General features: G+C 73.1%; 27 protein-coding genes. 19 read left to right on the forward strand and 8 right to left on the reverse strand.

All coding sequences use genetic code 11. From position 1 onward, the window contains the following. Positions 1-65 precede the first annotated feature (65 nt). From AB0B72_RS21065 to AB0B72_RS21100, 8 genes are all read left to right on the forward strand, one after another. Positions 66-1,529, forward strand: a complete 1,464-nt coding sequence (locus tag AB0B72_RS21065; RefSeq protein ID WP_367740548.1) for a S8 family serine peptidase — start codon at positions 66-68, stop codon at positions 1,527-1,529. A 128-nt stretch (positions 1,530-1,657) separates the two neighbouring features. After that, positions 1,658-2,212, forward strand: a complete 555-nt coding sequence (locus AB0B72_RS21070; protein ID WP_367740615.1) for an RNA polymerase sigma factor — start codon at positions 1,658-1,660, stop codon at positions 2,210-2,212. 32 nt (positions 2,213-2,244) lie between these two features. Further along, positions 2,245-2,832 (forward strand): hypothetical protein, encoded by a 588-nt coding sequence (locus tag AB0B72_RS21075; protein WP_367740549.1) that lies wholly within the window; start codon positions 2,245-2,247, stop codon positions 2,830-2,832. A 110-nt stretch (positions 2,833-2,942) separates the two neighbouring features. Beyond that, positions 2,943-3,614 carry a response regulator transcription factor gene (locus AB0B72_RS21080; protein ID WP_367740550.1) on the forward strand — a complete coding sequence of 224 codons (672 nt, stop codon included), beginning with the start codon at positions 2,943-2,945 and terminating at the stop codon, positions 3,612-3,614. A 95-nt stretch (positions 3,615-3,709) separates the two neighbouring features. Beyond that, on the forward strand, positions 3,710-4,156 hold the full coding sequence (locus AB0B72_RS21085) for an ATP-binding protein (RefSeq protein WP_367740551.1): 447 nt from the start codon (positions 3,710-3,712) through the stop codon (positions 4,154-4,156). 113 nt (positions 4,157-4,269) lie between these two features. After that, positions 4,270-5,376 carry a PAS domain S-box protein gene (locus AB0B72_RS21090; protein WP_367740552.1) on the forward strand — a complete coding sequence of 369 codons (1,107 nt, stop codon included), beginning with the start codon at positions 4,270-4,272 and terminating at the stop codon, positions 5,374-5,376. Positions 5,377-5,378: 2 nt separating this feature from the next. Next, positions 5,379-5,762, forward strand: a complete 384-nt coding sequence (locus AB0B72_RS21095; protein ID WP_367740553.1) for a response regulator transcription factor — start codon at positions 5,379-5,381, stop codon at positions 5,760-5,762. A gap of 145 nt (positions 5,763-5,907) precedes the next feature. Next, positions 5,908-6,807: a carbohydrate kinase gene (locus tag AB0B72_RS21100; RefSeq protein WP_367740554.1), complete on the forward strand. Its 900-nt coding sequence runs from the start codon at positions 5,908-5,910 to the stop codon at positions 6,805-6,807. 39 nt (positions 6,808-6,846) lie between these two features. On the opposite strand, the gene AB0B72_RS21105 is transcribed toward AB0B72_RS21100, so the two are convergent. Continuing rightward, on the reverse strand, positions 6,847-7,668 hold the full coding sequence (locus AB0B72_RS21105) for an alpha/beta fold hydrolase (protein WP_367740555.1): 822 nt from the start codon (positions 7,666-7,668) through the stop codon (positions 6,847-6,849). A gap of 249 nt (positions 7,669-7,917) precedes the next feature. Between AB0B72_RS21105 and AB0B72_RS21110 the strand changes: the two genes are divergently transcribed. The 11 genes from AB0B72_RS21110 (at position 7,918) to AB0B72_RS21160 (ending at position 19,146) form a co-directional block, all read left to right on the forward strand. Beyond that, positions 7,918-8,394 (forward strand): DUF6069 family protein, encoded by a 477-nt coding sequence (locus AB0B72_RS21110; protein ID WP_367740556.1) that lies wholly within the window; start codon positions 7,918-7,920, stop codon positions 8,392-8,394. Positions 8,395-8,402: 8 nt separating this feature from the next. Then, the gene (locus AB0B72_RS21115) at positions 8,403-9,554 is read left to right on the forward strand and encodes a sensor histidine kinase (protein ID WP_367740557.1); all 1,152 of its coding nucleotides are present in this window, start codon (positions 8,403-8,405) and stop codon (positions 9,552-9,554) included. Then, complete coding sequence (locus tag AB0B72_RS21120) at positions 9,551-10,156, forward strand: response regulator (RefSeq protein WP_367740558.1); 606 nt, start codon at positions 9,551-9,553, stop codon at positions 10,154-10,156. Before AB0B72_RS21115 ends, AB0B72_RS21120 begins: the two co-directional genes overlap by 4 nt. A gap of 156 nt (positions 10,157-10,312) precedes the next feature. Then, positions 10,313-11,476: an AI-2E family transporter gene (locus tag AB0B72_RS21125; protein WP_367740559.1), complete on the forward strand. Its 1,164-nt coding sequence runs from the start codon at positions 10,313-10,315 to the stop codon at positions 11,474-11,476. Positions 11,477-11,567: 91 nt separating this feature from the next. Beyond that, positions 11,568-12,518 (forward strand): non-homologous end-joining DNA ligase, encoded by a 951-nt coding sequence (gene ligD / locus AB0B72_RS21130; protein WP_367740560.1) that lies wholly within the window; start codon positions 11,568-11,570, stop codon positions 12,516-12,518. A gap of 257 nt (positions 12,519-12,775) precedes the next feature. After that, the gene (locus tag AB0B72_RS21135; protein WP_367740561.1) at positions 12,776-13,783 is read left to right on the forward strand and encodes an arabinan endo-1,5-alpha-L-arabinosidase; all 1,008 of its coding nucleotides are present in this window, start codon (positions 12,776-12,778) and stop codon (positions 13,781-13,783) included. A 123-nt stretch (positions 13,784-13,906) separates the two neighbouring features. Beyond that, positions 13,907-14,617 (forward strand): response regulator transcription factor, encoded by a 711-nt coding sequence (locus tag AB0B72_RS21140; RefSeq protein ID WP_367740562.1) that lies wholly within the window; start codon positions 13,907-13,909, stop codon positions 14,615-14,617. Next, entirely contained in the window at positions 14,607-16,418 is a 1,812-nt protein-coding gene (locus AB0B72_RS21145; RefSeq protein WP_367740563.1) for a sensor histidine kinase, read from the forward strand. The genes AB0B72_RS21140 and AB0B72_RS21145 overlap by 11 nt, the downstream gene beginning before the upstream one ends. A 67-nt stretch (positions 16,419-16,485) precedes the next feature. Continuing rightward, on the forward strand, positions 16,486-17,148 hold the full coding sequence (locus AB0B72_RS21150; RefSeq protein ID WP_367740564.1) for a hypothetical protein: 663 nt from the start codon (positions 16,486-16,488) through the stop codon (positions 17,146-17,148). Between the two features lie 149 nt (positions 17,149-17,297). Beyond that, on the forward strand, positions 17,298-18,158 hold the full coding sequence (locus AB0B72_RS21155) for an aldo/keto reductase (RefSeq protein WP_367740565.1): 861 nt from the start codon (positions 17,298-17,300) through the stop codon (positions 18,156-18,158). A gap of 163 nt (positions 18,159-18,321) precedes the next feature. Continuing rightward, on the forward strand, positions 18,322-19,146 hold the full coding sequence (locus AB0B72_RS21160; RefSeq protein ID WP_367740566.1) for an amidohydrolase: 825 nt from the start codon (positions 18,322-18,324) through the stop codon (positions 19,144-19,146). A gap of 50 nt (positions 19,147-19,196) precedes the next feature. Here the strand turns inward: AB0B72_RS21160 and AB0B72_RS21165 are convergent, their stop codons facing one another. From AB0B72_RS21165 to AB0B72_RS21195, 7 genes are all read right to left on the reverse strand, one after another. After that, positions 19,197-19,955 (reverse strand): sensor histidine kinase, encoded by a 759-nt coding sequence (locus tag AB0B72_RS21165; protein ID WP_367740568.1) that lies wholly within the window; start codon positions 19,953-19,955, stop codon positions 19,197-19,199. Positions 19,956-20,029: 74 nt separating this feature from the next. Further along, positions 20,030-20,308, reverse strand: coding sequence for a DUF6510 family protein (locus tag AB0B72_RS21170; protein ID WP_367740569.1), 279 nt, complete (start codon positions 20,306-20,308; stop codon positions 20,030-20,032). A gap of 1 nt (position 20,309) precedes the next feature. Further along, positions 20,310-21,035 (reverse strand): ferredoxin reductase, encoded by a 726-nt coding sequence (locus AB0B72_RS21175; RefSeq protein ID WP_367740570.1) that lies wholly within the window; start codon positions 21,033-21,035, stop codon positions 20,310-20,312. Beyond that, positions 21,036-21,638: a sulfite oxidase-like oxidoreductase gene (locus AB0B72_RS21180; protein ID WP_367740571.1), complete on the reverse strand. Its 603-nt coding sequence runs from the start codon at positions 21,636-21,638 to the stop codon at positions 21,036-21,038. A 130-nt stretch (positions 21,639-21,768) separates the two neighbouring features. Beyond that, positions 21,769-23,349: a hypothetical protein gene (locus AB0B72_RS21185; RefSeq protein ID WP_367740572.1), complete on the reverse strand. Its 1,581-nt coding sequence runs from the start codon at positions 23,347-23,349 to the stop codon at positions 21,769-21,771. Continuing rightward, positions 23,297-24,070, reverse strand: a complete 774-nt coding sequence (locus AB0B72_RS21190) for an ABC transporter ATP-binding protein (protein ID WP_367740573.1) — start codon at positions 24,068-24,070, stop codon at positions 23,297-23,299. The genes AB0B72_RS21185 and AB0B72_RS21190 overlap by 53 nt, the downstream gene beginning before the upstream one ends. A 145-nt stretch (positions 24,071-24,215) precedes the next feature. After that, positions 24,216-26,840, reverse strand: coding sequence for a tetratricopeptide repeat protein (locus tag AB0B72_RS21195; RefSeq protein WP_367740616.1), 2,625 nt, complete (start codon positions 26,838-26,840; stop codon positions 24,216-24,218). Positions 26,841-26,894 lie beyond the last annotated feature (54 nt).

The raw sequence follows: 26,894 nt of genomic DNA on the forward strand, positions 1-26,894 counted from the left end.
ATGTATCAGATCGGCGTCGCACGGCTCCTACTAGCAGTTGACCCGCTGACGAAAGGGACCGCCCCATGCCACTGTCAGACGAGACCCTCCGCGCGAGGTTCGCCAAGCAGTTCGGCCTCGTGCTCGCCTCCTTCCCGGAGGGCACCGCCTTCGAGGTGGCCCCGGTGGACGCCGGCGCGGTGCCGTCCCAGAGGTTCGACGCCTACCCGGAGGGCGACCCGCGGCGGAGCCTGGAGACCAACGAGCCCGTGGCGCTGCGGGAGGACCTGACTCCGGGATGCGTCTACGAGGCGGACGTGCTCCTCGCCCGCGACGCCGAAGCGCTCGCCGAGGTGCTCGCCGTCGAGCCCGGGGCCCGCGAGGAGGCAGGCAGGACCGGCGGCCGGGCCGGCGTCCACGTCGTACGGCTTCCGCCGGCGGGCGGGGACGGGTCGAGCGTGCGCGAGGCGCTCCAGCGGATCAGGGGCCGGCGCAACGTGCCTTCGGGGGCCGTGACGCCCAACCACCTCGTCTCCATCTGCTCGCCCAACGTGAACCTCTGCCCGGCGGACGAGCCGGTCCTGCCGCACTGCGAGTTCGAGCCGGTGGTCCCGGGACGGGCCGATCCCGCGCCGCGTACCGACACCAGCGGCGCCGGAACGGAGATCCTCGTCATCGACACCGGCCTGGTGACGGACTGGGACGACCCCGTGCGGCTGAAGACGTACCCGTGGATGGCCCAGGGAGACGTCACCGCCGGCTCTGTCGCATCACTCCTCGGGAACAAGAACAACGAGGTGAAGGCCGGCGTGATCCACACCTACGTCGGGCACGGCACGTTCATCGCCGGAGTGGCCCGATGCGTCGCGCCGGAGGCGGACGTGAAGGTGTCCAACCTGCTGCGCAACGCGGGCACGAACTTCGAGCACGACTTCGCCACCGAGCTGCTCACGCTCCTCGACTCGCTGGAGGAGTGGCCGCAGATCATCAGCCTGTCCGCGGGCGTCCGCACGCTGGAGGGCGAGGCGCTGCTGGGCATGGAGACGTTCGTGCGGGAGCTCGTCACGGACCGTCCGGGCACGTTGCTCGTCGCGGCGGCGGGCAACCACGACAGCGACGAGCCGTTCTACCCGGCCTATAACGCGCTGGACCACGCGCCCGCCGTGATCTCGGTGGGCGCGCTCGACCAGGACGAGTTCAGCAGGTCGGAGTTCAGCGACTTCGGCCCGTGGGTCTCCGTCTACGCGCGGGGCCGCCAGCTCGTCAACGCCTTCGCCTTCGGCTCCTACACGACCGTGCACGAGCCGTCCGAGATCCCGTACGCCACGCTCCCCGCGGGATCGACGCACCGCTTCGAGGGCATGGCCATGTGGAGCGGGACGTCGTTCGCGACTCCGATCGTCGCCGGGCTCGTCGCGGCGCGCATGTCCGAGGCGGGTGAGACCAGCAGGCAGGCCGCCGCCTGGCTGCTCGAACGGGCCGCCGCGCAGACCGTACGGGGGGACCGGGGCGACATGAGGGTGCTGCACGCGCGGCAACCGGTGCGCTGACGCGGCCCGGGGACGGGCTCCCCGGCATACGATGATCCCCGGCACTCCGCCGGCGATCCCGCCCGGCGATCCCCGCACCCCCGGCACTCCCCGACACTCCCGACGCGAGGAACGGCACCGTGGACGACATGTCGACCAGCGGCCTCTTCCAGGCCGCCGCGCAGGGCGACGCCGAGGCGTGGAGAGCCCTGGTGCTCCGCCTCAGCCCGCTGGTGTGGTCCGTGGTCCGCGCGCACCGGCTGCCCGAGGCCGACGCGCACGAGGTCTACCAGACGGCCTGGTTCCGTCTGGCGGACAACCTCAGCCGGATCAAGGAGCCGGACAAGGTCGGAAGCTGGCTCGCCACCACGTCACGGCACGAATGCCTCAAGGTCATCCGCCACTCGGGCCGGGTCGTGCCGACCAGCGACACGGACGTGCTGTCCCCCGTTGCCGACGACCGATCACCGGAGACGTCTGTGCTGGAGGCCGAGGCGGCCGAGCAGGAGGCCGACCGGCTGCGCCAGGTGTGGGCGGCGTTCGAGCTGCTCTCAGAGGGCTGCCGCCGCCTTCTCCGGGTGCTCATGGCCACACCGCCGCCCTCGTACGCCGAGGTCGCCGCCGCGCTGGGCATCGCCGTAGGGAGCATCGGGCCGACCAGGGGCCGCTGCCTGAACCGGCTGCGGGAGCTTCTCGCCGCCTGACCCGCTCCCCTGGCGCCCTGAGGAGGTGCACCGTGCACGACCCCGGTGACCCCGGCGGCTCTGGCGACTCCGGCCGCGAAGATTCCCTTCCCGGCGATCCCCGCTCCGGCGACTCCGGCAGGAACGACTCCGGCCGGAACGACTCCGAGACGGACGCTTCGGGGATGGACCACCTCCCTCTGGGCGGCGACGAGCTGGAGGAGGAGTTGCGCCGCGCGGCCGGGCTGTTCGACCCGGTGCCCGCCCACCTGGTCGAGATCGCCGTCGCCGCCTTCACGGTCCGCACCGTGGACACCGAGCTGGCGGAGCTGCTGTTCGACTCCCTGGCCGTCGCTGCTGCGGAGCCCGTACGCGGCGGCGACCAGCCGCGGCTGCTGACCTTCGGCTGGCCGGGCGCCACGATCGATCTGGAGATCACCGCGACGGGCGGGCGCAACCGGGTGGCCGGCCAGGTGCTTCCGCCCGGCCCGGCGCGCATCGAGACCCGCGGCGCGCGGGCGGTGACCGTGACCGCCGACCCCCTGGGGCGCTTCGCCCTGGACGAGGTGCTCCCAGGAGCCTTCAGCGTCCGCTGCGTCCGAGGGCCGGACGCCTTCACCACGGAGTGGATCACCATATGACCGCGTGAGCCGCCACGGTCGTGGCGGACGTGCGGCCCCGCGCTTCGGCCAGGTTCGCGGGAGGCGGGACAATGGAGTCCGCTCGCGCCGTCTCAGTCAGGATGTCACCCATGTCGTCGTCACCGCCATCGGATCCGCGGCCCGTCCAGCGGCCCATCCAGGTGGTGCTCGTCGAGGATCACGACATGGTGGCCGAGGCGATCGGCCTGGTGCTCGCGCAGGCGGACGACATGGAGGTCGCGGCGAGGGCGGGATCGATCGCCGCGGGCATCGCGGACACGGCCCGGCTCAGGCCGGACGTGGTGCTGCTGGACCGCCGCCTCCCTGACGGTGACGGGATCTCGGCCATCGGCCGGCTGACCGCGGCGGTGCCGGGCGTCCGGGTTCTGATGCTGACCGCCGAGGCGAGCGCGGCGGTGGCGGCCCGGGTGGCGCGGGCCGGCGGCGCGGGGCTGGTGCTGAAGTCCTCGGGCCTGCGTGAGCTGGTGGCGGCGGTGCGCGAGGTCGCGGCCGGCGGTGTGGCCTTCCCTCCCGAGTTGCTGGCGGGCGTCCTCGACCGGCTCACCGGCAGGACCGGGCCCCTGGGAGCGGAGCTGACGGCGCGGGAACGGGAGACGCTCCTGCTGCTCGGCGAGGGAGCCGGCACCGGCCAGATCAGCGAACGGCTGGGGGTGGCGCACAACACCGCGCGCAACCACGTCCAGCGGGTGCTGGAGAAGCTCGGCGCGCGATCGAAGCTGGAGGCCGTGGTGATCGCCCGCCGCGAGGGCCTGCTCGACTGATGCGTTTGCATCAGCCCTGGCACCCCGTACCTGCACCAGGACGACTGGCGTGCCTGCGTCTCGCCCCCGCGGCCGCCTTGCCGCACAGTGGTGGGATGGGGATCCGGCATATGGCATACCGGGTGGAGCACCGCCTGCGGGAAGACCTCGCCAGCGTCCCCGCCGCCCGCGAACTGGCCGTACGCGCCCTCGCCGCGTGCTCCTACCGGGGCCGGCACGACGACGTGCTGCTGGTCGTCTCCGAGCTGGTGACCAACGCGCTGAGGCACGGTGACGGCTCCCCCGTGCTCCGGCTGAGCGGCGGAGTCACCTGGATGCGGGTGGAGGTCGCCGACGACGGCGCCGGCCTGCCACGGCTGCGGCGGCGCGGCCGGATGGACGGCTGGGGGCTGAACCTCATCCAGCAGCTCGCGGCCGGCTGGGGCGTCGACCGCCGCGCCACGCGAGACGGAAAGGGTGAAGGCCCGGGGAAGGTCGTGTGGTGCGAGCTGACGGCCCGGCTCACGCTCGTCGACGCCGTCTCCGAGAGTTCGCACGCCTGACTCGCCGCCGCGGCGCTGTGCCGGTGCATGTGCGGACGCCGGTGCCGATGCCCGTGCTTGTGCCGATGCCGGTGGTTGTGCCGGGCGACGTCCTCGCCGTGCGAAGCTGGGGTATGCCGGATTCCACCTTCGATGATCACGGCCTGCCGCGTGCCCAGCCCCGCCCCCTCGGTCTCCCCGGCCATGCGGAGACGGACCTCCAGTTGCTCATCCAGAGCGTCGTCGACTACTCGATCTTCATGCTCGACGTCGAGGGCTACGTCGTGAGCTGGAACACCGGTGCCGAGCGGATCAAGAGGTACTCGGCGAAGGAGATCATCGGCAAGCACTTCTCCGTCTTCTACCCGCCCGAGGACAACGCGGCCGGCAAACCACGACGGGAGCTGGAGATCGCCGTCGCCGAGGGCCGGTTGGAGGACGAGGGCTGGCGGGTGCGCGGGGACGGCACCCGCTTCTGGGCCAACGTGGTCATCACCGCGCTGTTCGACGAGACCGGGCAGCTGCGCGGTTTCGGCAAGGTCACCCGGGACATGACCGAGCGGCGCAGCGCCGAGCGGGCCCTGGACGAGCGGGGCAGGCTGCTCGCCCATCTGGTGCGGGCCCAGGAGCTGGAGCGGCGCCGCATCGCGTGGGACGTGCACGACGACACGATCCAGTCCATGGTGGCCGTCGGCATGCGCCTGCAACTCATGGCCGGCCAGCTGCCCGCGGAGCACCTCCCGGCGCTGAACCGGCTCACCGACACCGTGAACACCGCCGTCGACCGGCTCCGTGACCTGACCTTCCGCCTGCGCCCTCCGGGCATCGACCGCGACGGCCTGGTGGAAGGGCTGACCGGCCACCTCGGCCAGGTGGCCGGCGAGGCAGGCCTCACGTACACGCTGGAGCACCGCCTGGACCGGGAACCGCCGCCCGAGACCGCCATCGTGATCTTCCGGATCTGCCAGGAGGCCGTGAGCAACGTACGCAAGCACGCGCGTGCCTCCACAGTGACCGTGTCGCTGACGTCAGCCGACCAAGGCGTGCTCGCACGTGTCGTCGACGACGGCGTCGGAATCCCCCAGGGGATCGACAGCCTGGTACGCAATGATCACTTCGGCCTCATCGAGATGCGCGAGCGTGCCGAGACCGCGGGCGGCTGGTGGACCGTGCGCGGGCGGCCCGGCATGGGTACGACGGTCGAGTTCTGGGTGCCCGCCCTGCCCCATACGGGGGATTGACCGTGACCTCCGTGCCGGCCCGGCTGACCGTGCTCGTCGGCGACGACGAGCCGCTGATCCGCGAGGTGCTGTGCGAGCTGCTCGAACGGGAGCCGGACGTCGACGTGGTCGCGGTCGCCCGGGACGCCGAGGAGGCCATCCTGCTCGCCGAGCTGCACACCCCGGCCGTCGCCATCCTCGACATGCGGATGCCCGGCGGCGGGGTCCACGCGGCCCGGGAGATACGGGAGCGATCCCCCGGCACCCGGATCATGGCGTTCTCCGCCTACGGCGACATCGGCAGCGTGGAGGAGATGCGGCGTGCCGGTGTGACGGACTACCTGCTCAAAGGGCTGCCGAACACCGAGATCGTGGCCGCGGTGCGGCGGCTCGGCGCCCGCGCCTGACCGGACACGCTCCTGTTCCGGCAGGGCCCCCATAGCCCGGCCGCGTAACCCCGGCCGCGTAACCCCGGCCGCGTAACACTGGTTGCGTAACCGCCCCCGGCGCGTCACCATGTCGCCCGGCCGGCTCGCGGGCAAGGGAGGGTGTGTGACGTTCCTGGTGGTGGGCGAGAGCATCGTCGACCTGATCGGCGCGCCCGGGTCGTGGCGCTTCGGCGCGGTCGCCGGAGGGAGCCCGCTCAACGTGGCCGTCGCCCTGGCGGCCCTGGGCCGACCCGTCAGGTTCGCCAGCGAGGCCGGCGGGGACTTCTTCGGCGACCTGCTCCGCGACCATCTGCGCAGGCACGGCGTCGGCGCCGGTGAGCTGGAGCCGGGCGCGGCCACCAGCCTGGCCTTCGCCCGCGTCGGCGAAGACGGTTCGGCGACCTACGACTTCCGCTTCGGCTGGGGTCTCACCGGACCGGTCTCCCTCGACGGGGTCTCCTGCCTCCACACCGGCTCACTCGCCACGCTGGTCGAGCCGGGCGCCGGAAGGGTCCGCCGCCTCATGGCCGAGGCCGCCGGCGCCGGCCTTCCCGTGTCGTACGACCCGAACATCCGGCCCTCGCTCATCGGCGACCGGCCGGACGCGGTGGCGCGCGTCGAGGAGTGCGTACGCCGGGCCCGCCTGGTCAAGGCCAGCACGGAGGACCTCGCGTGGCTCTATCCGTCCGAGCGCGACCTCGACGTGGCGCGCCGCTGGGCCGGATGGCCGGACGAGCGGCTCGTCGTGGTGACGCGCGGCGCCGCCGGGGCGGTGGCCGTCCTGGGCGACGCGGTGATCGGATGCCCGGCTCCGGCCGTCGACGTCGCCGACACGGTGGGCGCCGGCGACACCTTCACCGCCGCGTATTTGGCGGTCCTGGCGGGCGCCGAGCTCACGCCGGACCGGGTCGCGGAGGCGCTGCGCCAGGGCTGCGCCGCGGCGGCGGTGGCCTGCACGCGGGAGGGCGCCGTCCCGCCTTCCCCTGGGGAGATCGCCGCGATGCTCGCCCGTCTGCCACGGTAGACGTGGGGGCCGCCGCGCGGGCTGAGTGGCCGGTCCCGGCTACGTCGCCGGGCCGGCCAGGACGTCGGCGAGGGTGGCGGCGAACTCGACGGGGTGGGACCAGTAGCCGACGTGGTCACCCGGGAATTCGGTCACGCGCTTTCCCCAGCGGCCGGCCAGGGTGAGGGCGGGACGGTACGGAAAGTGCTGCCGGGAGTCCTGGCCGCCGGCCGGCACGATCCGTTCCCGCTGAGAGTCCAGTGCCGCCAGATCGGGCCGGTAGCCGGGTGCCTGCCGCACTTCGTGGCGGAGGAAGAAATCGATGTTGCCGGACATGCGGACGATCAACTCGGGGTCGATGCCGTCCGGCCGCTGAAGCGAGTCCGCGCCGATGCCGGCCATGAACATCCGCATCGCCGGGCCCGCGCCGTCACGCCGGTAGGTGTCGTGAACCTCCCGGAAGAACGCCCGCCACCTCGGGGCGTCCGGCAGCACCTCCGCCAGCGGCGGCTCGTGGGCGACCAGCCTGGTGACCAGGCCGGGGCTCTCGCTGATGAGGGCGAGCCCGATGACCGCGCCCGCGCTGCTGCCGAAGACATCGGCCGGTCCCCCGGCGACGGTTTCGAGCAGGCGACGCGCGTCGTCGACGTGCGTTTGGCTCCAGTCCCCCTCCGGTGACCCGCTGAGCGTGCTGCGGGAGAACCCGCGCCGGTCGTAGCTGATGACGGTGTGGCGGTCGGCGAGCAGGTCCGCGACGGCGCCGAAGAGATCGGCGTCGCCGTTGCTCCCGGGGATCAGCAGGAGTCCGGGCCCGTGGCCGCGCACCTCGTAGTGAAGGCGGGCGCCCGGCACATCCAAGACGTGAGTCTGTTTGACGGACATGGCATCTCTTCTCCTTTACTTACCGGCCGTAAGGTAGGTACGAGTAGCTTACCGGCCGTCAAGTAAGTAGGGAATTCGAGGCCCGGGTGTCCCGCGGCGGGAAGCCGGCCGGCGGTTTCGGCCGCGCGGCACTAGATGGTTTGTCCTGGGGAGAAGGCGACATACGGCTCTGCTGCCGCGAGGGTGGCCGCCTCTAACGTCGAGTCATGGGACGGCCGGCTCGGCCGTACACCGACGAAGGGACCGACGATGACGACCAGCCGGACAACGCCACCCGACGTCCACGCGGCCCACGGAGACGGGCAGAGCGGTGACGGGACCAGGAAGGGCCGGGCGGGCCGCCGCCTGACGGCCCTCCTCCTGGCTCCGGCCGCCGCGCTCGCCGTGTGGGCCGTGGCCGATCCGCTGCTCGGGGTGGACCTGCGGGTCGTGACGGGCGGCGCGACGACGCGGGTCGGCCCGGCGGCGGTGCTCGCCACCGCGTTCGCCGCCGCTCTCCTGGGGCTGGGGCTGCTCGCCGCCCTCGAACGCCTGACGGCCCAGGCGCGGACGATCTGGACGATCACGGCGGCGGCCGTCCTGGTCGTGTCGCTGGCGGGCCCGCTCGGCGGTGTCACGACCGGCGCCAAGGTGACGCTGGCCTGCATGCACCTCGTGGTGGCCGCGGCCCTGTTCGGCGTCGTGGCCGCCACGGCACGCCGCCGGGACGCCCCGCAGGACTCATAATGGCGAGCATGGCCGCGTTTGTCTTCGGAGGGTGGGACGGCGACTGTGAGCGCCGCCCGTCCGGCTGGGCGACGGCCGGAGGCGGTCTGATCCTCGCCGTGCTCCTGCTGCTCGCCCCCGCGTCCACGGCATGGACCGTCACCCCGTCCTGGCCCGTGTGGGCCGCCGTGGTGACGGCGGCCGTGTCGTTCTGCGCGGCGCTCCTGACGGCCCAGCGGCCGGCGGCGGTCCGCAGGCACATCCCGGCGGCGCTCATCGGGCTTCTCGCCGTGGTCACCGTCGCCGCCACGCTCGCCTACGGGCCGGCGAACTGGCACACCCTCTACACGCTGCTCGCGGTCGGGGTGGCCGCGGTCCTCCCCCTGCGCCTCGCGCCGTCCCTCGTGGCCGCGACGGCGCTGGTCGGGGGCGGGACGGCGGTCGCGCAGGACGGCCAGTGGAACGAGGCCATCTGGGGCACGGCGGCGATCGCCCTGCTCGCCGGTCTCACGACGTACGGCTTCCGCCGGATGGCGGAGACCATCGCCGAGCTCGCCCGCACCCGGGAGCAGCTGGCGTCCGCCGCGGTGGCCACCGAGCGGCTGCGCTTCGCCCGCGACCTGCACGACCTGCTCGGCCACACGCTCTCGATGGTGGTGCTCAAGGCGGAGGCCGTACGGCGGCTCGCGCCCCTGGACACCGCGGCCGCCGCGCGCCACGCCGGCGACATCGAGGTCATCGGGCGGCAGGCGCTCACCGAGGTGAGGGAGGCGGTCACCGGCTACCGCGACGCCGGCCTCGCGTTCGAGCTGGACAGCGCCAGGGCCGCCCTGGCGGCGGCCGGGATCGACTGCGTCGTCGAGGAGTCGGGGCCGGCGCTCCCCTCGGAGGCCGACACGCTGCTGGGCTGGGTCGTCCGCGAAGGGGTCACGAACGTCGTACGGCACTCGCGGGCGCGGCAGTGCCGGATCACGCTGCGCCGCGACACCGATCCCGTGCTGGCCAGGATCAGCGACGACGGCCGCGGCGGGGACCCCGGCGCCTCCCCCGGCTCCAGCGGCCTGCGCGGCCTGCGGGAGCGCCTGGCCGCCGGCGGCGGCAACGTGCACGCCGCGAGCGCAGGCGGGGGCTTCGTGCTCACCGCCGAGCTGCCCCGTCCCGGCGGAGACGACGGCCCGTGACCCGGGTGCTGATCGCCGAGGACCAGGGCATGCTGCGGGACGCGCTCGCCGTGCTGCTGGAGCTGGAGGACGACTTCGAGGTGGTCGCGCAGGTCGGCTCGGGTGACGAGGTGGTGCCGGCCGCCCTGCGGACCCGTCCCGACGTGGCGCTGCTCGACATCGAGCTGAACGGGAGCAGCGGGCTGGACGCCACGCCGGCGCTCCTGTCGGCCCTACCCGGGTGCGCGGTGCTCATCGTGACGACCTTCGGCAGGCCGGGATACCTGCGCCGCGCGCTTGAAGCGGGGGCCCGGGGGTTCGTCGTCAAGGACCGGCCGGTCGAGGAGCTGGCCGGCGCGATCAGGCGGGTGCTCGCCGGTGAGACCGTGGTCGACCCGGCGCTGGCGGCGGCGGCCCTGCGCGCCGGGCCCAGCCCGCTCACCCCGCGCGAGCGCGAGGTCCTGATGGCCGCGGCGGACGGCTCGACCGCCGCCGACATCTCCCGCCGCCTCCACCTCTCGGAGAGCACGGTACGCAACCACCTGTCGGCGTGCATCACCAAGACCCTGACCCGCAACCGGATGGAGGCCCTCCGCACCGCGCGGCAGAACGGCTGGCTGTGACCGGTGACGCCGCGGACCCGCCGGGGAACGCCGGCCAGTCTCAGAAGCGACTTCTCGTGATTTACCAGTGTTAAGTGCCGGTAGACGGGAAGTACGCACCGAGTGCCCGAGATCGGTGATTCCTTAGGAAACGGTATATCCAGCGTTTACCCCTCGTTGCCCGCAGGGGGCGACGCCACTCCGGACACGGCGGAGCGGGAGCGGCCCCCGGCGGCCCCGGCCGGCGCCGCCGCCGCGCCCGACGACCCGGCCATGACTGTGCCCGAGGGCAACCCGTTCGGACGGCCGGGCCGGCCCCTGCGCAGCAACCCGTTCATGTTCGGCCTGACCGCCGCCCTCGGCGTGCTCACCGCCTGGCTGCTGGTGCAGGCGATCGCGAGCGCCGGCTCGGCCATCGTGCTGATCGTGATCTCGCTGTTCCTGGCCATCGGCCTGAACCCCGCCGTGGAGGCGCTCCAGCGGCGCAACGTGTCCCGCCGCCTGGCGATCACCATCGTGTTCGGAGCGGTGATCGCGTTCTTCGCCGCGTTCGGGCTGGCGGTGGTGCCGCCGCTCACCGAGCAGACCACGGGGTTCGTCCAGCATCTCCCCGAGTACGTCCAGCAACTTCAGAACCACCCGCTGATCCGCTCGGTGGACGCCCGCTACCAGGTCCTGGAAAGGCTTCAGCAGTACGTCACCAGCGGCGGCCTCGCCACCCAGATGTTCGGCGGCCTGCTGGGGGTGGCCAGCGTCCTGATCAGCGCGGTCTTCAGCGGCCTCACCGTGCTGGTGCTCACCCTCTACTTCCTCGGCTCGCTCAACTCGATCAAGGAGACGGCCTACCGGCTGGTCCCCCGGTCGCGCCGCACCCGCTTCCGGCTGCTCAGCGACGAGATCGTCAACCAGATCGGCGGCTACGTCGCGGGAAACCTGATCATCTCGCTGATCGCGGGCGTGGTGACCTTCCTCTTCCTGGCGGTCCTGCAGGTGCCGTACGCGCTGGCGCTGGCCATCTTCGTCGCGGTCACCGACCTGATCCCGCTGGTGGGAGCCATCCTGGGCGCCATGGTGGCCTCCGGCGTCGGCTTCCTGACGTCGTTCCAGGCCGGCGTCGCGTGCGTGATCTTCTTCGTGATCTACCAGCAGATCGAGAACTACCTGATCTCCCCCCGGGTGTTCAAGTCGTCGGTCGACGTGCCTCCCGTGGCCACCATCGTCGGGGCGCTGCTCGGCGGGGCGCTGCTGGGCATCGTGGGCGCGCTGCTCGGCATCCCGCTCGCGGCGGCAATCCTGCTCCTGGTCAGAGAGGTCGTGGTGCCCCGCCAGGAGCGGCTGTGAACGGCCGGCCGGGGGACCATTCCGGCCGGAAACCCGGCATCCTCTCGCGCGATCATGGTGACCTCCCGCTCAGATGGGGCATGCTGGGCTGATGACCACCGACGAGGTGCGGGACGGCGTGTCGCTCACCAATCTCGACCAGCCGCTGTTCGACGGCGCCGAGGCGACCAAGCGCGACCTGGTGGACTACCTGGACGCGGTCGGCGACCGGATCCTCCCCGCCCTGCGGGAGCGGCCGCTGTCGGTCGTCCGGGTGCGCCAGGGGCAGGCGCCGTTCATGCAGAAGAACGTGCCCACTTACGCGCCGCCGTGGGTGCGCAGGGTGTCGCTGTGGGCCCAGACCTCGCAGCGGGAGGTGTCGTACGCCCTGTGCGACGACCGCCGCACGCTGCTGTGGTTCGCCAACCAGCGGGCCGTGGAGTACCACCCCGGGCTGGTCCTCGCGGGCCGCTGGGAGCACCCCACGCACCTCGTGCTCGACCTCGACCCGCCGTCGGCCGACGCCTTCCCGATGACCGTCCGCGCCGCCCACCTGGTCCGGCAGGCCCTGGCCGACGCCGGTCTGGCGGGCGCGGTCAAGACCAGCGGCGCCAAGGGCCTGCACGTCTTCGTCCCCGTCGACGCGCACGCCCCGATGGAGGACGTGGCCGCGGCCACCCGCGCCCTCGCCGCCCGCGCCGAGCGCCTGGACCCGGCGCTGGCCACCACGGCCTTCATCCGGGACGACCGCGAGGGCAAGGTCTTCGTGGACTCCACGAGGGCCGGCGGGGCGACCGTGGTCGCGGCCTACAGCCCCCGGATCCGGCCGGGTGTGCCGGTCTCCTTCCCCGTCGCCTGGGAGGATCTGGACCGCGTCACACCGGCCGACTTCACCATACGCACCGCCGCCGCTCTGGTGCGCGACCGCGATCCGTGGGCCGGCGCCATGCCGGAGCCGCAGCGGCTCCCGGCCGGCCTGATCGAGGAGGGGCACACGATCCCGGTCGCCCGGGTGCAGGCCATGCACGAGGGCAAGCGGCGGGCCCGCGCACGGCGCGGCTGAACGGATGTAACGTTCACCCCGGTCACCATCGGGCACCCCGGCTGATCTGCCGGGAGTCCCACCTGCCCGGCGAATCCGCAGGTCGCGGCGGTGCCGAGACGGTGATCGATGACCCGTTCGGCGCCTTCCCGGCAATCCCCCACGCCGCCTTGACCGCCCCGATGCCGGCGCTGACACTGTGCCAGAGCCTGTGCACGGGCCCCCTGCGTCCCTCCGCCACGCCTCGACCGGCCGCCCCGACCGAGAGGAACCCCCGAATGACCAGATCCGTGAGGGCGCGCGCGGCGTCCCGGCGCGGCACCGGCGGCACGCTGGTGATTCTGCTCGTGACGCTGCTCGCCGTCTGCCAGGGGCTCGCGGGCGCGGGCTCCGCGGCCGCGGCGGCCTACCCCAACCCGGGCTACGTCACCGGCGACGTCGGCGTGCACGACCCCGAGGTGACCAAGACGCCCAGTGGGACCTGGCTCGTCGCCGGGACCGGCAACGGCATCTCGCTGAAGACGTCAACCGACCGCACGGCCTGGCGCAACGCCGGGTCCGCCTTCCCCGGCGCGGTTTCGTGGGCCTACTCCTACACGGGCGGCAGCAACAACCTGTGGGCTCCGGACATCACGTATGTCAACGGGCGCTACTACATGTACTACTCGGCCTCCACCTTCGGCTCCAACCACTCCGCGATCTTCCTGGCCACCAGCACGAGCGGGGCGTCGGGATCGTGGACCAACCAGGGCCTGGTGATGGAGTCGCGCAGCTCCGACAACTTCAACGCCATCGACCCCAACCTCGCGATCGACGCCCAGGGCCGCTGGTGGCTGAGCTTCGGCTCGTTCTGGTCCGGCATCAAGATCGTGCAGCTCGATCCGTCGACGGGCAGGCGCGCCGACAGCACGATCCGGTCGATCGCCGGGCGGGGCGGCGGCGCGATCGAGGCGCCCTTCATCTACAGCCACGGCGGCTACTACTACCTTTTCGTGTCGTTCGACCTGTGCTGCAGGGGGGCGTCCAGCACCTACCGCGTCATGGTCGGCCGCTCCACCTCGATCACCGGCCCGTACACCGACCGCAACGGCGCGCAGATGAACTCCGGCGGCGGCACCCAGGTCCTCGCCGGGCACGGGAGCATCCACGGCCCCGGGCACCAGGCCGTCCTGCCGGACGTCGACGGCGACATCCTCCTCTACCACTGGTACGCCGACGACGGCTCCTCCCGCCTGGGCATCAACAAGCTCGGCTGGGACGGCGCGGGCTGGCCGTACGTGTACTGACCCGGGCACGGTACGGCGGCCGGGCGCTCGCCTGCCGCTAGATGTGAGCAACCTGTAAGGAAGCCTTAGGCGTTCGATGAGCCGTCGCCGAGCAGCCGCCCCGCGAACCTAAGCTTCACCGTTATGTGCGCATATGTCCTGGTAGCAGAGGACGACGTCAAGCAAGCGGAGCTCGTCCGCCGCTATCTGGAGCGGGAGGGCCATCAGGTCCTCACGGTCCACGACGGGCGCGCCGCGCTCGATGAGATCCGCCGCCGCCCCCCGGATCTCCTGGTGCTCGACGTGATGATGCCGAAGGTCGACGGCCTCGACGTGTGCCGGATTCTGCGGGCCGAGTCGGATCTGCCGGTGCTGATGCTCACGGCCAGGACGACGGAGGACGACCTGCTGCTCGGCCTCGATCTTGGCGCGGACGACTACATGACCAAGCCGTACAGCCCGCGTGAGCTGATGGCGCGGATCCGCACGCTGCTGCGCCGCACTCAGGGGGTGGCCGTCCGGCCGGAACCGGCGCTCACGGTCGGGGCCCTGACGGTCGATCGGGCCCGCCATGAGGTCAGCGTCGACGGCAGGGAGATCGAGTGCACTCCGGGCGAGTTCCAGATGCTGGAACTGATGGCGGGCCAGCCCGGCCGGGTGTTCACCCGCGAGCAGATCCTCCTGCATCTGCACGGCTTCGACCGCTACATCACCACCCGCGCCGTCGACGTGCACGTCATGAACCTCCGCAAGAAGATCGAGCCGGAGCCCCGCAAGCCGGTCCGGCTGATCACCGTCCACGGGGTGGGCTACAAGCTCGACGACGGCGGACGCGGTGGCCGGAATGCCCCGTGACCTGCCGCTGCGCCGTAGCCTGCTCGTACGCCTGCTCGCGGTGTCGGTGCTGGTCTCGGTCTGCTCGGTCGCGGCGACGGCGTGGCTGGCCGTACGGGGCACCACCGTCGCGATCCAGCAGGAGGAGGGGCAGGCGCTCGCGGACGACGCCCGCGTCTACAACGCCCTGCTCGGCTGGGCGGCCACGCACGCCGATTGGAGCGGCGCGCAGGAGACGGTGAACGCGCTGGCGCGGCAGGTCGGGCACCGGATCACGCTGACCACCGAGGACCGCGTCCCGGTCCTCGGCTCCGACGCCGGACGCCTCTCGCTCCCGGCGAAGCCGACGGCTGTGATCGAGCCGCTGTCGGTCAACACCGTGCTCGCCGGAGGCTCGCCGTCCGACCGCATCGATCCGCGAGCCGTCGGGCCGTTCCAGCTCCCCCGCAAGGAGCGCACGCTGCTGCGCGCCGCCGCCCAGCGGCGGGCCACCTGCCTGCGGGAGAGCTTCGGCATCCAGGCCCGGGTGGCCGACGGGCCCAGTGGGCGTCCATACGTCGACACCCCCCGCCTCGACCCGATCCTCGCCGAGCGGTGCGCGAGCCCTGTGCTGGACAGCCTCACGGCTACGGAGGGCAGGGCGCTCGGCCAGCTCAACACGCTCGTCAACACCTGTCTGAAGCATCGGGGGGCGCCTCCGGTGAAGCTCGGGCTGGATTTCTCCTGGGCGCCTGAGCCCGCGCCGCTGGCCTCCCCGCCGTCCCGCACGACCGCCGCCGACCGGAACCCGGTGACGAACGTCTCGAGCTGCATCGCCGGCAGCAGGCGTGAGCAGCTCGCTCCGTACGTCGCGCCGAGCGTGCTGCTGTTCGTCAGCAGCCGGGGCGGCGGCGCGTCCACGATCTTCGACCTGTCCCCGGCCAGCCAGGCGCGCATCGCCGGGGTCACGGCGCTGGTGTTGGTGATCACCGTCACCGCGACCGTCCTGTCCGGCGCCCAGCTCGTCAGGCCGCTGCGCACGCTGACCGGGGCGGCGCGGCGCATGGAGGAGGGAGACGTCTCCGCCCGGGTCACCGTCGCCAGGCGAGACGAGATCGGCGCCCTGGCCACGGCCTTCAACGCCATGTCGAGGCGGCGGGAGCAGCTGGAGGAGCTGCGCAAGGCCATGGTCAGCGACGTCGCGCACGAGCTGCGCACGCCGCTCAGCAACATCCGCGGCTGGCTGGAGGCGACCGAGGACGGTGTCGTCACCCCCGACCGGGCGCTGGTCGCCTCGCTCCTGGAGGAGGCCGCGCTCCTCCAGCACGTCATCGACGACCTGCAGGACCTGGCGATGGCCGACGCGGGGGAGCTGACGCTGCGCAAAGAGCACGTCAACGTGCCCGACCTGCTCGCCCAGGTCGCCACCGCCCACCGGGGCGGCGCCGACGCGGCCGGGGTGAGCCTGTCGACGCGGGCGGAGGCGTCGCCCGGCGTGCTCGCCGACCCCGTACGGCTCCGCCAGGCGGTGGGCAACCTGGTGTCCAACGCCGTACGGCACACGCCCGCCGGCGGCGGTGTCAGCGTGCTCGCGCGCCGGGACGGCGACGAGCTCGTCATCGACGTCGCCGACACGGGCGTGGGGATCGCCGCCGACGACCTGCCGCTGGTCTTCGAACGGTTCTGGCGGGTGGAGAAGTCACGCAGCCGGCGGACCGGCGGCAGCGGGCTCGGCCTGCCCATCGTGCGCAAACTCGCCGAGGCCCACGGCGGCTCGGTGTCGGCCGCCAGCGTCCCGGGGAAGGGCTCGGTCTTCACCCTGCGCCTGCCGATCCACGGCTGAGACGAGCCGGCGGGAAGCTCACCAGGGCCTGACAGGTTCCTGACATCCCCGGTGCATCGTCGTCCGCATGACACATTCCGCCCCACTCACCACCGCCCCGTACACCACCGGCGGCCGGGGGCCGCTGGCCCGCGCCGCCGCTCTCGGGATGGCCGTCCTCACGGGCTGCTGCCTGCTCACCGCCTGCGGCTCCGGCTCCGGCTCCGCGCGTACGGACGCCGCCGTGGGCGACGCCGCCTCCCTGATCACCCTTGCCGCGGGCACGGCGACGGCGAGCCCCTCGGACAAGGCCGCCACGGACGCCGGGGTCCAGCTCCGGCTGGACAGCTCCCCCGAGGAGGTGACGAGGGCTCGCATGGGCTACGCCACCTGCCTGAAGGCACACAGGGCACCCAGCACGATCAAGACCACCGGAGTGGCCACCTCCGCAGACGAGGCCGCCCAGAAGGCCGCGGAGAAGGCGTGTGCGGGCAAGAGGCCGCTGCTGCCCCCCGAGATGGATCCGAGGACCAACCCGCACTACGCCGACGCCGTCCGCGTCCAGGTGAAGTGCATGAAGGACCACGGGTTCAAGGTGCACATCACACCCGCCCAAGGCTCCGACCCCAACGCGATCGGCTGGATCTACGACAGACTCCCCGGCCCGGGGGTGGACATCCAGAAGGTCCAGGACGACTGCCGGGCGAGAGGCTTCGGCGGCGGCGCCGCTGTCGGCCCCGCGCCGGAGTGACCCGCCCCTGGGGCGCGCCCGCGCCAGGCGCGGCCGTTACAGTCCCTCGCGGCCCGGCCGGGCGTACGACCGAACGGCCGGGCCAAGAGGTTAACCTGGGACATCTCATGACGAAAGGGACGTTTGTCGCTTCAAGGAGGGATGTGCCAATGCAGACTCGCCGCATCGGAGACGTACGGGTGAGCCCGATCGGGCTGGGGGCCATGCCCATGTCCGTCGAGGGGAAGGTCGACGAGCAGCGGTCCCTGGCCACCGTTCACGCCGCCCTGGACGCGGGGGTGACGTTGATCGACACCGCCGACGCCTACCACGTCGGCCCCGGCGGCGCGGGACACAACGAGCTGCTGATCGCGCGAGCGCTGGCCTCGTACGGCGGGGACACCTCGGGCGTGCTCGTCGCCACCAAGGGCGGCCACACCCGTCCGCCCGGCGGCGGATGGGGCCTCGACGGATCGCCCGACTACCTGAAGAAGGCGTGCGACGCCTCGCTGAAGCGGCTGGGCGTCGAGGCCATCGGGCTCTACCAGCACCACCGGCCCGACCCCAAGGTGCCGTACGAGGTGACAATTGGGGCACTCAAGGACCTCGTCGACGCCGGGAAGGTGCGCATGGCCGGCATCTCCAACGCCGACCCGGCGCAGATCCGGCTCGCCGTGGAGATCCTCGGCGACCGGCTGGTCAGCGTCCAGAACCAGTTCTCCCCCGCGTTCCGCTCCAGCGACCCCGAGCTCGACCTGTGCGCGGAGCTGGACCTGGCGTTCCTGCCGTGGAGCCCGCTCGGCGGCATCTCCCAGGCCGGCGAGCTGGGCTCCCGCTTCGCGCCGTTCGCCGAGGTCGCGGCCGGCCACGGCGTGAGCCCGCAGCAGGTGTGCCTGGCGTGGATGCTGGCCAAGGCGCCGGTCGTGATCCCCATCCCGGGGGCCTCCCGTCCGGAGACGATCCTCGACTCGGTGGAGGCCGCGAACCTGCGCCTGTCGCCCGAGGAGCTCGCCCGCCTCGACGCGGCCTGACGAACCACCACCGCCGGGGACCGGGTGAGACCTCCTCCCCGTCCCCGGCGGCTCTCCCGTCCGGCTGCCTCCTTCCCGCGCCGTGGAAGGCCACCCCCGACGGCTTTTACGCCCGGAGCTGAGCAGGGGCGAGGATGACGCCCACGGCTCCTAGCATTGCCACGTGGCCACTGATCTTGAGTTCGTGGACTCTCACGTTCACTATTGGCAGCCGAGCGTGAACGACTGGTACGCGGCTCTGCGGTCCAGGCCCATCTACCGCGACATCCTGCCTTGCGACTTCCCGGCCGGTTCCGGGCACGTGCATGTCTCAGCGGTCTCGTCGCCACGCTGGGCGATCGAGGAGTCGCGCTGGCTGGAGCGGGTGCGCCAAGATACCGGTCTCCCCTCCGCGATCATCGGGACCATCGACCCGGCCGCCCCGTTCGCCGCGATCGAGAGGGATCTGCGGATTCAGGCCCAAAGCCCCGCATTCCGTGGCGTCCGGGTGTTCTCCGGACTCGATCCCGCCGCGGACACAGCACGGCGGCTGCTGCGGTTGCTCGCCGATCAGAGCCAGGTCTTCGACCTGATCGCCCGGCAGGCCGACCTGACCTCCTATCTTCCCCTCGTCGAGAGATCGCCCGACACGGTCGTCGTGCTGGAGCACGCCGGATGGCCGGATCCCTCGGAGCCGGGATTTCGCCCCTGGCGGGAGGTCATCACTTCCTTCGCCGCGTTCGGCAACGTTGACTGCAAGATCTCTGGACTCGGCATGGCCCTGGGCACCACCGACCCCGAACGCCTCCGTCCCTATGTCGAGACCTGCCTCGAACTCTTCGGTATCGACCGCTGCATGTTCGCCAGCAACTTCCCCGTCGACAGCGTCGCCGGGACCTACGACGACCTCATCGCCGCCTACCGCCACATCACCTCGCCTCTCGGCGCCGAAGCCCAGCACAAGCTCTTCGCGGCCAACGCCCGGCGACGCTACCGACTACTGAACTGAACACCCCGCCCCAGTCGGGGTCGGCTGGTCACGTAACCGGCGTACGAGCCTCAGCCCGAGGCGGAGCCGGCCAGTGGGAGGCGGAGGACGAAGCGGGCCCCGCCGGACGGCGTGTCCTGCGCCGTCAGCGTTCCCCCATGGGCGAGCGTGACGTCGCGGGCGATGGCGAGGCCGAGCCCGGCGCCGCCGCTGCCACGGTCCCTGGCCTCGTCCAGCCTGGAGAAGACCTCGAAGACACGCTCCCGGTCGGCGTCCGCGATACCAGGCCCGTCGTCGGTGACGGACAGCTCGGCTGTGTCGCCGTCACGGCGCACCCGGATCCCGATCTCGTGGGCCGCGTACCGCTCGGCGTTGTCCAGCAGGTTCGACAGCACCCGCTCCATCAGGCTGGGCACGGCCTTGACGGTGACGCCGGGGTCCAGCCGCAGTCTCATCGTCACCGGACTCCCGCGCTGTTCGACATGCGTCCTGACCAGCTCGGCCAGGTCCACCGCCGCCAGCCCGGCGGTCATGCCGGCTTCCAGCCGGACAAGCAGAAGGAGATCGGTGATGATCCGCTGCAGGCGGTCGACGTCGGCGAGCGCGGAATGCAGGATCTCCTGCATGGGTGTCTCGCCCGGATGCAGCTGCGCCTCCTCCAGCTCGGCGCGCAGCCCGGCGAGCGGAGTGAGCAGCTCGTGCGAGATGTCGGCGCCCAACCGTCGTTGCCGGTCATGAGCCCGTTCGAGCCGGCCGCGCATCTCGCCCACGATCTGCGACATCCTGTCCAGCTCGTAGAGGCAGTCGTGCAGGTGGCTCGAGTGCTCCATCGTCCAACTCTCCACCGCCCCGGTGAGCCTCCGGCGGCCGGGAGGCTCAAGGGCCCGATTAACCCACCCTAGACTCAGGCCGGCGGGGCCTCGGCGACGGGGATCCGCAGCGACACGGTGCCGCGCAGGTCGAGCCAGACCTCTCCTGGCCCGCGGACCAGGCGCAGCACGACGTCCTCGCATCCGGGGCACCGGGCCACCAGGCCGGGCGCCGGGCCGTACACGCGCAGCGACGCGACCGGCCCGGTCAGCCCGCAACCGGCGCAGTGGCCGACGGCTGCGGTGACGTCCACCGCGAAGATCTCCCGCAGCGGGCCGGCCAGGGCGTTTCCGTCAAGGTAGTCGTCGTTCATGTCAGCCTCCTGTTGGGCCGAAGCGTTCGGTCCTGACACGGCCGGGCTCGTGCCCGAGCGCGAGCAGCAGGTCGGCGGCCGCCTCGACGAAGCCGGTGGGGCCGCAGACGTAGCAGTCGGGCTCCAGCTTCGCCGGCCAGCCCCCGGCCGCCAGGTCGTCCAGCGTGATCCTGCCGGGCGGGCGCGCCCAGCCGTCCGGCGACGTGCGCGTGTAGAGGTAGGAGACGCCGAGGCCCGGATCGGGGCGCCCCAGCTCCGCCTCGTAGTAACGCCGGGCGGGGTCCCGTACGGCGTAGAGCAGGCGGAACGGCGCCGTGCTCCCCTCGCGGCGGCGGGCCCGGACCATCGCCATCAGCGGCACGATCCCCGAGCCTCCCGCCACCAGCAGGACCGGCGCGGTGCCGCCGGGCCGCCAGACGAACCAGCCGCCCACCGGCCCGCGGAGCTCCACCTCGTCGCCCGGCCGCAGCACCTCGGTCAGGTACGGCGAGACCTCGCCGTCAGGCACCCGCTCGACGGTCAGCTCGATCCGGTCGCCGTCGGCGGGGGCGGCCAGCGAGTAGCTGCGCTGTGTGCTGTAGCCGTCGTCGGCGGTGAGCCGTACGTCGACGTGCTGGCCGGGCAGGTGACCCGGCCAGCCGGGCACGTGGAAGACCAGCGTGCGGGCGGTGCCGGTCTCGTCGCGGGTCTCGACGAGCCGGGCGGCCCGCCACACCAGGCGGCGCATCTAGTCGCCCTCGTAGCGCTGCTCGCGCCAGGGGTCGCCGTAGTTGTTGTATCCGGCGGTCTCCCAGAAACCCGGGTAGTCCTCGGCGAGCAGCCGGATGCCGCGCACCCACTTGGCCGACTTCCAGAAGTACAGGTGCGGCACCAGCAGCCGGGCCGGGCCGCCGTGTGGCGGGGTCAGCTCCTCACCGTCGTAGCGGTAGGCGACCCACGCCTTGCCGTCGAGCAGGTCCTCCACGGGCACGTTCGTCGTGTAGCCGCCGTACGAGTAGACCAGCGCGTACTCGGCGGCGCTCTCCACGTTCTCGAACAGGACGTCAAGGGAGACGCCCTGCCAGGCGGTGTCGAGCTTGGACCACTTGGTGACGCAGTGGATGTCCACGGTCGGCGTCTCGCTCGGCAGCGCCATCAACTCCTGCCAGGACCAGCGGTGCGTCTGCCCGTCCTCGGTGTCGATGGTGAACTCCCACCTGTCCAGGGGGACCCTGGGGGTGGGGCCGGCGGACAGCACCGGGAAGTCGTGCGTCAGATATTGGCCCGGCGGCAGCCGGGCGTCCTCGCCGCCGCGGCCCCGGCCGTGGAAGCCGCGCGAGATGATCCCCATTCACGTCTCCTGACGTCTCAGCAATGGTGGGCAGCCGATCACAGGCGTCCGTCACCGCTCAGTCTTCCGGACGGCGCCCGCTCGCCGGTGACCGCCCCACGAAACGGCGGCCGGGCCGGCGCGCCGGGGGTCACGCCGTTCCCGGCATGATCGTTCGTCCGGCCCTCTCACCGGGGATGAGCCGGCGCAGGGAGCGTACGGCGAGAAGGTGCAGCCCCGCCGCGGCGGCGAGACAGATCACCAGGAACGGCAGGCCGGGCCAGGCGGGCAGCACCAGGTCCGCCAGCGCCGCGACCAGGGCGATGACGGCGCCCGCGGCCACGGTGAGGCCGAGCCTGGCGATCGGCGCGCGGGTCCGGGCCGCCGCCGCGGAGGACGCCGCGACGACGAGGGCCGCGAGCCCGGGCAGGGCCGGCAGGACGCCGAGCCGCGCGGAAAGGTCCAGGCCCCTGCCGAGCACGACGACCGGCAGCCAGACGAGGACGAGCCTGGCGGTGATGGCCAGCGCCGGCAGCACCTCGACCGCCAGGACCTGGCGGCCGAGCCGTCCGGGGGCCAGCAGGAACGGCGTGCGGTCCAGCTCGTCCGCCAGGCCCGTCGAACCGGCCTGCAGCAGGGCCAGCAGGGCCGCCACCGCCGTCGGCAGGAGCGCGACCCCCGAGCCCGCCCACAGCGCCGCCACCGCGGACGCCGCCGCGACGGGCAGCACGCCCGCCAGGTCGCCGCGCCAGGTGCGCCGGAGCTGGGCGAACGCACGCCAGACGAAGGCGGCCTCCCCCGCGAAGCGCGGGCTCGCGGCCAGGGAGGGGACGCCCCGCCTGAGGCGCCGCGCCGCCATTTCCGCCAGCGAGGTGCCGTCCCGCTGAAGCGCGGCGCGCATCGCCTCCATCTCCCAGGCCAGCCGCGCGGCCGCGTCCTGGTAGCGGTCGGCGAGGCCCACCGTCAGTGCCGCCAGCAGGACGACCACCATCAGCGCCGTGGCGGTCGCCGTCGCGTGCCCTCCGGCCGAGGGCAGGAAGACCGCGAGGGGCGCCGCCCCTCCAAGGGCCACCGTCGCCACGGCGGCGCCAGCGCCGAGGGCGAACAGCCCCACCGCGAGCGGCACGCGCCGCACCCCATGCGTGACCAGCATGTACGGCAGGTAGGAGACGACACGGAACGCCGTGGCGGCCAGGGCCAGCGAAAGCGTGGCGCTCACCACGTCGACCTCGGCCGAGCGGGCCAGCAGCCGGCCGGCCAGACCGCCCACCAGCCCGATGACGACGGACGTGGCCGCCAGCGAGACGATCTTGTAGAGCACCAGGGCCCGCGGCCCCTCCTTCAGCGGCACCAGCCAGGCGACGTCGGCCGCCCGCAGGCGCACGGGGCAGTGCAGCGCCCCGAGCGCGGCCGTGACGCCGAGCACGGCGCTCAGCCCCGCCGCCAGGAACCTGGACGGCAGCGCCGTCCCCTCCGGTGCCGGCAGGCCCGTCGCCTCGAGGGCCGCCAGCCCGCCGAGCAGGGCGAGCACCACCAGGATCCGGATGGGGGACCGCGCGAACTCCCTGATCTGACGGCCGGTCGAGCGCCGGGACGCGTAGGTCAGCGCCAGCAGCACGCCGGTCATCGGCGCCTCACCGATCCGGGCCCCGGTCGCGCGCGCCCTGTCCATCCGCGCCCTATTCACCTGCGCCCTGTTCATCCGCGCCTTGTTCAGCTGCGCCCTGTTCATCCGGCGCCTCGGTGAGCGTGAGGAACACCGACTCCAAGGTCGCGTCGCCCGCGAGCCGTACGGCGTCGCGCAGCTCGCCCAGCGTGCCCTCGGCGACGATGCGGCCCTGGTGGGTGACGGCGATGCGATCGGCCAGCACCTCGGTCTCCTCAAGGCGGTGGGTCGACAGGACCACGAGGACGCCGCTCGCCGCCAGGTCCCTGATCACCGAGCGCAGCTCACGCACGGCCTTGGGGTCGAGGCCGTTGAACGGCTCGTCGAGGATCACGACGTGCGCCCCGTGCAGCAGCGCCATGGTGATCGCGACCTTGCGCCGCTGCCCCTGGGACAGATCGCTCGGCAATGTGTCCGTCACCCCGGACAGCTGGAAACGGTCGATCAGCGCAGCGGCCCGTGGCCGCCAGTCACGCAGCCGGTACGCCAGCGCGATGAAGCGCAGGTGCTCCTCGACGGTGAGCCCCGCGTACAGGTCGGGCTCCTCCGGGAGGAACGCCACCGCTCCCCTGGCGGGCCGAGCTCCGTCGCCGTCGGTGAGGAGCGAGATCTCCCCCGAGTCCGGGACGAGCAGGCCGGCGATGCAGCGAAGCGTGGTGGTCTTCCCCGCGCCGTTGGGCCCGAGAAGGGCGAGGACCTGTCCCGAGCTTCCCTCGAACGACACCCCCCGCAGAGCGGGCTTGCCTCCAAAGGCCTTGTGTAGGTCCTTCACGACCAGCGTCGTCATGGTCGGTCTCCGGCTCCGGGGTGCACCGGGTCACCCTAATGCCCAGCTGGGGTGGACGCACAGGACAGGACACGCAAAATCCCGTCAATCATCTGCTGCTCTGTGTCGCCGGGCTGCGGCCGTGCCTCCCTCGCCTCGGCCGGCCTCATTCTGCGAGGTGCGCGCGGACCCGCTCGGCCTCCGGGACGCCCAGCGCGAGGTAGACCGCGAGGGCGGCGCGCCAGTGCTCGCGCGCCTCGGAGGCGGCGCCGGCGCCGTCCAACGCGCGGGCGATGCCTTCCAGCGCGCGGGCATGTTCATACCGGTCGCCGGTCTCCTCGGTGAGGGCGCGGGCGGACCGGTGCCGGACGAGCGCGGCGTCGGGCTCGTCCATGGCGCACAGGGTCTCGCCGAGGGTGTTGAGCGTCTCGGTCTCCAGGCTGCGGTCGCCGGTGTCGCGGCTGATCGCCAGGGCGCGATGCAGATGGTCGAGGGCCTCGGGATGACGTTCCAGCCGCAGGTGCACCAGGCCCATCGCGGCGAGCGCGGCGGCCTCGCCGCCCGGGTCTCCCGCCGTACGGCAGTTGGCCAGCGCGCGTTCCAGCGCCGTCAGGGCCTCGTCGTGCCGTCCGAGCATGCTGTACAGGGCGCCGAGGTTGCCCAGCGCGTATCCCTCCAGGCGCGAGTCGCCGAGGCCGGCGAACACGGCGGCGGCGGCGCGCTGGTGCTCCTCCGCCTCGTCGTGCCGTCCGAGGCGCCGGCACAGCGCGCCCAGATTGACCAGTTGGACGCCCTCGCCGTGCGGGTCGCCCGCCCGGCGGGAGATGGCAAGGGCGTCCCGCAGGTGGGCCAGCGCCTCCGGGAGCGCGCCGAGCCGCTCGCCGACCACGCCGAGACGGCCCAGCGCCCTTGCCTCGGCGTGCAGGTCTCCGTCCTCCCGGGCGGCGGCGAGGGACCGCTGGAAGCATTCCCGCGCCGTCCGGTGGTCGCCCAGCCACCAGTGGACGGTGCCCAGGTTGGCGAGGGTGGCCGCCCGGCCCTCGCCGGTCGCCTCCGCCGCCCGGACCGCGCAGGTGTGCACGGCGAACGCCTCCTGGTGGTGGCAGCCGACCTCGAAGTGCCGCCACAGCGTTCGGGACAGATCGGCGCTGTGGCGCGGCAGGCCGTGCCGCTCGGCGTGCAGGGCGGCCGCGACAAGGGTGGGCCGCTCCAGGTCGAGCCAGCGCAGCGCGCGGCCGGGCTCGTCGACGGGCGGGGCGGGGGTTCGCGGCGGCGGCACGGCGGGCCTGCCCCGCTCGTGCGGGAAGAGGACGTCCATGGCGGCGGCGGCGGTGGACAGGTAGTGGTCGAGCAGGCGGGTCAGCGCCACGGGCCCGTCGGCGGCGCGCTCGGCGGCGCGCTCAGTGGCGCGCTCAGTGGCGCGCTCAGTGGCGCGCTCAGTGGCGCGCTCAGTGGCGTACGCGCGCAGTAGGTCGTGCATCCTGAACCGGCCGGGACCGGCCCGTTCGACGAGGTGACCGCGGGCCAGCTCCTCCATCAGCGCCCGCGCCCGCGCCAGGTCCGTGCCCGCCAGAGCGGCCAGGGCGTACGCGTCGAACTCCCGGCCGGGATGCAGGCCGAGCAGGCCGAAGGCGCGGGCGCCGCCGTCGGTGAGATGCCGGTAGGACCAGGAGAACACCGAGCGCACGGCGGTGCGCGGGTCTCCCCCGGCGTCGAGCAGGTCGAGGCGGCCCTGCTCGTCGCGCAGGTCCGCGAGCAGGGCGGCCGGGGTCATGTCGGGATGGGTGGTGGCGAGCTCGGCGGCGATCCGCAGTGCGAGCGGCAGTCGCGCGCAGCAGCCGGCGAGCGCCGCCGCGTCCGCCGGGGCCTCGTCCAGGTGCGGGCCGATGAGGGCGCGCAGCAGCGCCACCGACTCCTCCGGCGTGAGCGTGCGGAGGTCGATCCTGCGGGCGCCCTCCCTGGCCACCAGTCCCGCGAGGTCGTCGCGGCTGGTCACCACCGCGAAGCAGGAAGGGCCTCCGGGCAGCAGCGGGCGCACCTGCTCGGCCCCGTGGGCGTTGTCGAGCACCACGAGCACCCGCCGGTCGGCCAGCAGCGTGCGGTAGCGGGCCGTACGCTCGGCCTGCCCGTAGGGGATGTCCTGCCCCCGCACGCCGAGGCCGCGCAGCAGTCCGTCCAGCGCGTCGGCCGGCGAGATGGGCCGCTCGGTGTCGTACCCGCACAGATCCACGTAGAGCTGGCCGTCGGGGAAACGCTCCGCGACCCGGTGCGCCCAGTGCACCGCCAGCGCGGTCTTGCCCACTCCGGCGGTGCCCGCCAGCACGCAGATCGGCGCCGCCGGCCGCCGCTCGCCCGGGGCGGGCAGCATGGCGTCCAGCTCGGCGAGCGGCCCAGCCCGGCCGGTGAAGCCGGACACGTCGGCCGGAAGCTGCCTGGGCACAGGGTGCGCGGGGGACATCGTGCGACGCCTGTTCTCCTCGACCTGGTCGCGGGCGGTGGCGAGCGCGCCCTGCTCTGCGGCGGTGGCGCCGAGCAGGCCGACCAGCACGTCGAAGCGGTCGGTGGGCGGCAGGATCCGGCCGGACAGGTACTCGCCGATGATCCCGTGGGACCAGCCCGTCCTGGCGGCCAGCTCTCGGTAGGTCAGCGCCGCGCCCGCCTGACGGCGCGCGTGGCGGCGGCGCAGCTCGCGCAGAACCCGCGCCAGATCCTCGATGGTCTGGATCTCGGCCAGGCGCCACGCCGCGCCGCCCCTGGGGTTTCCGGGCCTTCCCGGTGGGTGAGCGTCGATGGGTGAAGGGTAGTGAAGGCTCGCGCGCGGGTCATCCGGCCCGCGCGCGAGCCC

Source organism: Microbispora sp. NPDC049125 (assembly GCF_040802045.1).
In the GTDB taxonomy this organism is placed as follows: Bacteria; Actinomycetota; Actinomycetes; order Streptosporangiales; family Streptosporangiaceae; genus Microbispora.